General features: G+C 71.2%; 3 protein-coding genes and 1 pseudogene. 1 reads left to right on the top strand and 3 read right to left on the bottom strand.

Annotated features, from left to right (window positions below):
* Positions 1–391, bottom strand: a pseudogene (locus MNY60_RS07060) (hypothetical protein); the annotation flags it as partial.
* Positions 392–434: 43 nt separating this feature from the next.
* Between MNY60_RS07060 and MNY60_RS23700 the strand changes: the two are divergent.
* Positions 435–560, top strand: coding sequence for a hypothetical protein (locus MNY60_RS23700; RefSeq protein ID WP_255821625.1), 126 nt, complete (start codon positions 435–437; stop codon positions 558–560).
* Positions 561–891: 331 nt separating this feature from the next.
* Here the strand turns inward: MNY60_RS23700 and ccsA are convergent, their stop codons facing one another.
* Together ccsA and gltA are read right to left on the bottom strand one after the other, a co-directional pair.
* On the bottom strand, positions 892–3,261 hold the full coding sequence (gene ccsA, locus MNY60_RS07055; RefSeq protein WP_242336850.1) for a cytochrome c biogenesis protein CcsA: 2,370 nt from the start codon (positions 3,259–3,261) through the stop codon (positions 892–894).
* Positions 3,262–4,191: 930 nt separating this feature from the next.
* Complete coding sequence (gene gltA, locus MNY60_RS07050) at positions 4,192–7,212, bottom strand: NADPH-dependent glutamate synthase (protein ID WP_242336847.1); 3,021 nt, start codon at positions 7,210–7,212, stop codon at positions 4,192–4,194.
* Positions 7,213–7,372 lie beyond the last annotated feature (160 nt).

The raw sequence follows: 7,372 nt of genomic DNA, 5'->3' as shown, positions 1-7,372 counted from the left end.
CCTCGGCGGCCGCGATCGTCGGTGCGCCGCCTCCGGCCACGACCGCCAGCGCCGCCACGGGCTCCCGGCTCGCCGCCGGGGTCCTGGCGGGCGCGGCCCCGGCCGCGAGGGCCGTCGACAGGGCGGCGACCGTCGCCGCCGCCACCAGGGCGCCGCCCGCGGTGGACGCGGCGAGGGTCGCGCGGGGGTGCGCGCGAGCGACGAGCCAGGCGCGCAGCCCCAGGGCCACGACGGCGCCGCGGGAGGAACCCTCGGTGATCAAGCGCCACGCGGCGGCGCCGAACGGCACGGGAGCCGGCGGGACCGGAGCGTCCGCCTCCTCCGGGGGCGCGTCGGGGTCGCGCTGCGCGAGGCGCGGCGGCTCGACCGAGTCGTCGGAGAGGGGCTCCACCCACGGCGCATCCTCCGAGACGCTCGGTGGAAGCGGAGGTCCGATGGCGATCCACGTCATCCGCTCCATGGCGAGCGGCGACCGCGGCGGGCTGGATTCCGGCGGCTCGGCGATGGTCGGGTCGAACGAGAGCACGAAGGTGCTGTGCCCGCACCTGCACGGCACCTGATAGACGCAGCCCGCCACGGGCTCGCTCGACGTCGCGAAGCGCTCGCCGCAGCGATGACAGGAAAATCGCATGACAGCCCCCATGCGAGCGCCCGATCCATATCCCGCTCACCGGAGCTTCGAGCGATGGCCTGCCCGGTCGCTTGCCTCGCGCACGGTGTGTGCGGAGTCGTGCGCTGGCCGCTCCCTTCACGGGGTTCACCCTCGAAGGCTGCTCGACAGGCCCCGGGTGAACGCACCGAAAGTGACGGCCCCGCAGGACGCCGGGCGCGAGAAGGGCCGGCCCGGAGCACCCGGACCGGCCCTTGGACGAGGCGAGGCTGGCGAGCGGCTCAGGCCGCCGTGGACGTCCCGAGCGCCTGCTCCTGCTTGCGGTGCGCGAGGAAGCCCCAGGTCACGAACGCCGCCTCGGCGAGCGCGACGATGATCATCCAGTTCACCACCGGAGAATCGCCCATGCCGTACGAGTGCAGGCCCGTGCCGAGCACGAAGTTCACGCCCAGGTAGGTCATGAGGATCGTCTGGAAGGCGATGATGGAGAGCGCCGCCACGCCGAACTGGCCGATGAGCTTGTCGAAGCGCCCGTGGACGATCGCCATGTACGCGAGGAACGCGACGAGCGACCAGACCTCCTTCGGATCCCATCCCCAGTAGCGGCCCCACGACGACGCCGCCCAGACCGAGCCGGTGAGGATGCCGGCGATGAGCAGGATCGAGCCGACCAGCATGTACCAGTAGTTGAGGTCGGACATGCGGACGGTGAGATCCGTCCGGCGCGGCGCGAAGATCGTGAAGCCGATCTGCATGTGCGCGATGACGACGCCGAGCGCGAGCACCGAGTAGCCGATCATGATGATCGGCACGTGGATGGCGAGCCACGGCGTGCCGGAGAGCACCGGCGGCATCGGGTGGATGAAGCGGTCGATGGGCAGGAGGTCCGTGAGCCCCATCGTGAGCGCCGCCATCGCGTTGGCGTTCAGGACGACGAGGCGGTTCCGCAGCACCGGGAGCGCCACCACCGCGAAGAGCCCGACGCCCCACGCGAGGAACAAGAGCGACTCGTACATGTTGGACGCCGGGATGCGCCCGGCGACCGCCCAGCGCATCGCGATGCCCCAGGTCATCACCGCGAAGCCGCCCAGGAGGCCGGCGAACGCGAGGCCTTCGAGGAGCTTCGACTTGCGGTTCCAGGCGACGAGCGAGACCACCAGCGCGCCCAGGAGGATGATCCAGGCGACGCGCGTCGCGCGGACCTTCTTGTAGAGGATCTCCCGGTCGATCGCCTGCGGCGACGGCCAGCCGTCGAGGCGCGGCCCGGTGGAGAGCGCGACCAGGTCGTCGACGGTGCTCATCGGCTGCGGCACGCCCCAGCGCGCGCGGGGCTTGCCCGCCACGGGGATGGCCCGGAGCTTGTCCTTCTCGAGGAAGCCCTGCATCCAGACGAGCCGCTCCTCGAGCTTCTCCGCCTGCGCGAGCACGCCCGTGCGCGGCCGGTCGGACATCGCCGCCTGCCGCGCCTGCTGCATGATGCCGAGGACGCGCTGGCTCGAGACGAGCTGCGCGAAGGAGGCGTACTTCGTGCCGCCCGGGAGCCCCACCGCGACCGCGAGCTCGGGGCTGCCGAGCTGGACGAGGGGCGTGTTCGCCGCGCGCATCGGGTCGAAGAGCCACTGCGCGACGGTGACGACCGGGTCCTCGCCGTTCCAGGTGTACGAGCCGGTCACGTTCCAGACCGCCTCGCGGGCGAGCGTGTCGAGCGGCATGGTCCGCCCGTCGTGCTGGACCGGCAGCCGGCGCATCGCGTCGACCTTGGCCCAGCCGTCCATCGCCGCGGGCGCGGGCGCGGGCGCCTGCGCCGAGCCGGCCGAGGCGAAGAGCGCGAGCGCGATCGCAGCGGCGGTCTTCCCGGCGCGGCCCGAGGGGCGCGCGCTGCCGGCGTCGTCGCCCGCGAGCATGCGCTCGAGCTGACCGCGCTTCTTCGCCTCCGCCATGCGGGTGCCGAGCACGACGATCATGCCGAGCACGAGGAACGCGTAGCCGACGAAGACCAGGTTCTGGCCCGGGTCCTTCGAGACGGAGAGGACCGTCGCCTCCCGGGTGACCTCGTTCGTCTGCGGGTCGCGATCCTGCTGGTAGCTCGACTGGAAGAGGCTGTACCCGCGGTAGTGCAGCGGGTGGTTCATCCAGACCTCGGCCGCGAACGTCTCCTTGGTCTCACGGTCGGTGACGTGGATGCGGCTGCGGAACTGCGAGGGCCGCATCGTCCCGGGGTAGTTCTCGACCTCGAAGTCGTCGAGCTTCACCAGGAACGGGAGCTCGTGCGCCGCCGAAGGCTGCCCGTTCGCGTCGAGGGCGGCGATCTCGCCGGCGCTCTGCCCCTCCCACAGCCCGAGCTGCCCCTCGGTCTTGAAGAAGTAGGTGAGCCCCGCGCCGAGGAAGATGACGATGATCGACGTGTGGGTGATGAGGTAGCCGATGCGCTGCTTGCCCCAGGGCGCGAGCGACAGGATCGACGCGATGAGGTTCACCGCGAACAGGCCCTGCAGCGCGAGGAACCACCAGGCGTAATAGACGGTCCGCGCCGCCACGGGCGCGCCCCTCGACGACTCGATGATCGTCCCCGCCGCGAGCCCGATGAGCAGCAGCACGAGCAGGATCACGGCGAGCTTCAGGGATGCGAGCTGGTTCAGGAGCCTCTTCATCGACGCGAACCCTCCGAAACGATCCGGCGACACGCCGGATCTCCCGCCGGAAGCGGGCGACCCGAACATCGGGTTGGGCCCCACAGGTGAGCCCAGGCCATCGCGGCACGGCCGCGACGGCCACGTGGCGTCCCTGCCATCTTCGGGCCACCGGCAGAACGCCGGGATCGCTAGGAATAATCCGCGCGGGAGCGGTCGCCGGGACGCTCGCCCGCTGCGGCTCCCTGCCGCGTCCCCGCCCCCAGGAGCACCATGCCTCGCCCGGGATCTCGCGGTCTTGCGTGAGATCAGCTGCGCTGGACCGGTCCTCGCGGAGCAGGAGCCCGGAGAGTCCGGAGGCTCGGACCTGCCGAGGATCTCGGTGCGCGCGCCGTCCACTTTCCGCGGACTCCGCGCAGGTTATGCGCGAGTGCGCCGCAGGTGCGCGGATTCTCGCCGCGCCCTCCCCTCGCGTCGCCACGCCCAGCGAACCGGGCTGGCCGCCCCGCCTCGCGAGGAGCCAGGCGGCTCCTCACGGCGGTCGCGACGGCACCGGCGCTGTACCGTCCCCCTGCCCTCCCGCGCGGCGGGAGCAAAGGGAGGGGAGCCCCGGCGGCGAAGGAGGACAGGGGGCCAGCACGGGCCGCGCCCCTCGAGGCGACGGCCGCTCGCCCTGGACGCAGGATCCCGCTCGCACGGCGGACGCGCCTGGCGCGCACGTCGGCCGCGACATCGTCCGCCGCCGCGGGAGTCCTCCACGTGAGGGTTCCCATCTAGCTTGGGGATCCCCGCGGCGTTCGGCCACGCGCGCGCGGCGCGCCCGTCGCCCGTCAGCGGGCCTCACGAACGGCGCGGGCCGCGCCTCTCGCGAGGGCGGCCCGCCGCACGGTGTCGAGGTGCGAGGCGCGTGCGCGAGAGCGAGCTCCCGCGCACCGCCCGTCCGTCACGAGGCTAGAGGAGCCCCGGCTTGCCCAGCTTCCAGCGCTCGAACTCGGTGGTGAGCAGGTCGACGTGCTCCCGCTCCTCCGCCGCGAGCTCCTTGTAGAGCTGGCGCTCCGCCGAGGCCGGCACGGTCTTCTCGGCGCGCTCGGTGAAGAACTTCACCGCGCGCTCCTCGAAGGCGATCGCGATCCGGAACAGGTTCGCCGGATCCTCCGGGCGGTTCGCGATGCCCGCGTAGATCGCGGCGCGCTCGACCTTGAAGTCGGCCGACGGCGCGGGCATGTCCGCGTGGTAGCGGCGCGAGAGCGTCGCCATGTGCTCCTGCTCCATGGCGGCGAACTTCCCGAACAGTGCCTTCAGCCCGGCGTCCGGCGTCTCCTTGGCAGCCCGGCTGTAGAACGCCATGCCGCCGAGCTCGATCTCGAACGCGACGCGGATGGCGTCCTGGGCCGCGGCGTCCTCGACCTTGCCGCGCTCCAGGGCGGCGAGCTTGCCGCCGCACGCGGGGCACATGCCGTACGGGAAGGCGAAGCCCTCGCTCACCTTGCCGCAGTCGTCGCAGCGCCACTGCAGCGTCGAGCCGGCGCAGCAGACGTACGCCTCGTCGCCCTCGACCGGCCGGTGGCACTTCGGGCAGGTCGGACCGGGGGTCTCGAGCGCGCCCGCCGCGGCGGAGGCGCCGGCGAAGCGCGCGGTCTCCGGGAGCGGCGCCATCGGCTTGAACGCGGCGACGTCCTCCTTGGTGAGCGGCCACTTCTTGCCGCTGGAGAGGTACGTCGCGATGGACTTCGCGGCGCGGCGGCCGGCGCCCATGGCGAGGATCACCGTCGCGCCGCCGGTGACGATGTCACCGCCCGCGAACACGCCGGGGAGGTTCGTCGACTGCGTCGAGTCGAGCTGGCCGTCGTCCGCGGCGATGTTGCCCCACTTGTTGAGCGCGATGCCCGGGGTGGACTGCGTGACGATCGGGTTCGCCTTGGTCCCGAGGGCGACGATGACGGTGTCGCAGTCGAGGTCCTTGAACTTCCCGGTCGGCACCGGCTTGCGGCGCCCCTTCTCGTCCGGCTCGCCGAGGACCATCTCCTCGACCTTCATGCCCGTCACGTTGCCGTCGGCGTCCGCGTAGATCTCGACCGGCGCGTGGAGGAAGAAGAACTCGATGCCCTCCTCCTTCGCGTGGCGGAGCTCCTCGATGCGGGCCGGCGCCTCCGCCTCGGTGCGGCGGTAGACGCAGCGGACGGTCGGCGCGCCGAGGCGCTTCGCGACGCGCAGGCAGTCCATGGCGGTGTTGCCGGCGCCGACCACGGCGACGCTCTTGCCGAGCGTGACGGGCGTGTCCTTGAACGGGAAGACGTTGCCGCCCATCAGGTTCACGCGGGTGAGGAACTCGTTCGCCGAGTAGACCTGGCTCGCCGACTCGCCGGGGATGTTCATGAACGCCGGCGCGCCCGCGCCGACGCCGAGGAACACCGCGTCGTAGCCCTTCTCGCTGATGAGCTGCGGGACGGTGAAGGTCTTGCCGATGACCTTGTTGGTCTCGATCTTCACGCCCTGGTCGACGAGCTGCTTCACCTCGCGAGCGATGATGTCGCGCGGGAGGCGGAACGGCGGGATGCCGTACTGCAGCACGCCGCCCACGACGTGCAGCGCCTCGTAGATGGTCACGTCCGCGCCGTACTTCACGAGGTCGGCGGCGGCGGAGAGGCCGGCGGGGCCGGAACCGCAGATGGCGACCTTGCCGAGCTTCTTCGCGAAGCGCGGGGGCGCGACGGGCTTCGGCGTCGCGTTGTCACCGACGAAGCGCTCGAGCCGGCCGATGCCGACCGACTCGACCTTCTTGCCGATCACGCACTGCGCCTCGCACTGCGACTCCTGCGGGCAGACGCGGCCGCAGACCGACGGGAAGGCGTTCGCCTGCTTGATGACCTCGAGCGCGCCGTCGAAGTCGCGGATCGCGACGTGCTTGATGAAGCCCGGGATGTCGATCTGGACGGGGCACCCCGAGACGCACGTCGGCTTCGCGCACTGGATGCAGCGCTCGGCCTCCTGGAGGGCGTCCTCGAGGCCGTAGCCGAGGTTCACCTCCTTGAAGTTGCGCGACCGGTCGAGCGCGTCGCGCTCGGGCATGTGCGTCTGCTTCGGGAGGAGGTCCTTGATCTTGCGGTAGTTCTTCTTGTTCTCCTCGAAGAGCTGCTTCTCGAGGTTGCAGACGTGCGCGTAGTCCTCGCTGGCGCGCTGCTCCTGGCTCTTGAACCGCTTCTGGCGGGAGAGGAGCTCCTTGAAGTCCACCTTGTGGCCGTCGAAGTCCGGCCCCTCGACGCAGGCGAAGGCGACCTTGCCGCCCACCGTCACGCGGCAGGAGCCGCACATGCCGGTGCCGTCCACCATGATGGCGTTCAGGGACACCATCGTCTTCACGCCGAACGGCCGCGTGGTCTCGACGCAGGCGTTCATCATCGGGAGCGGCCCGATGGCGACGACGAGGTCCGGCTTGTCCTTCTCGAGGATCTCCTTCAGCGCCGCGGTGACGAAGCCGGGCTTGCCGTAGGAGCCGTCGTCGGTGCAGACGACGAGGTCGTCGCAGTACTTCTTGAACTTGTCCTCCCAGAACACGAGGTCCTTGTTCCGGAAGCCGATGACGCCGGTGGTGCGGTTCCCCGCCTCCTTGAAGGAGCGGAGCTGCGGGTAGACCGGCGCGACACCGAGGCCGCCGCCGACGAGCACGACGTGCCCGTACTTCTGGATGTGCTGCGGCAGGCCGAGCGGGCCGACGAAGTCGACGAAGCTGTCGCCCTGCGCGAAGTCGGTCATCATCTCCCGGGTCGTCTTGCCGAGCGTCTGGACGACCATCGTGATGGTCCCCGCCTTGCGGTCGTAGTCGGCGACCGTGAGCGGGATGCGCTCGCCACCCTCGCGGAGGCGGAGCATGACGAAGTGGCCGGGCTGGGCGGAGGCGGCGACGTCGGGGGCCTCGACCTCCCAGAGGAAGGTCGTGTCGGAAAACGCTTCGCGGCGAACGATCTTGTACATCGGGATTTCGGTGCCTCCCTGGGGGTGACGAAAAGGCGCGCGGCAGCGCGGTCGTAGCAGCGACCGGCTCGGGGCGTCAAGGGGAGGTCCGCGAATTTCCTTGGATATTTCCTGACGGAACGGGTCCACATTTGACCGCCCGCGCCGCGCCGGCGCGCGG

The organism is Anaeromyxobacter sp. SG17, assembly GCF_022690695.1.
Taxonomy (GTDB): Bacteria; Myxococcota; Myxococcia; order Myxococcales; family Anaeromyxobacteraceae; genus Anaeromyxobacter; species Anaeromyxobacter soli.
Note: the sequence above shows the minus strand (reverse complement) of the source record. Positions and strands in the feature narration are given on the sequence as shown.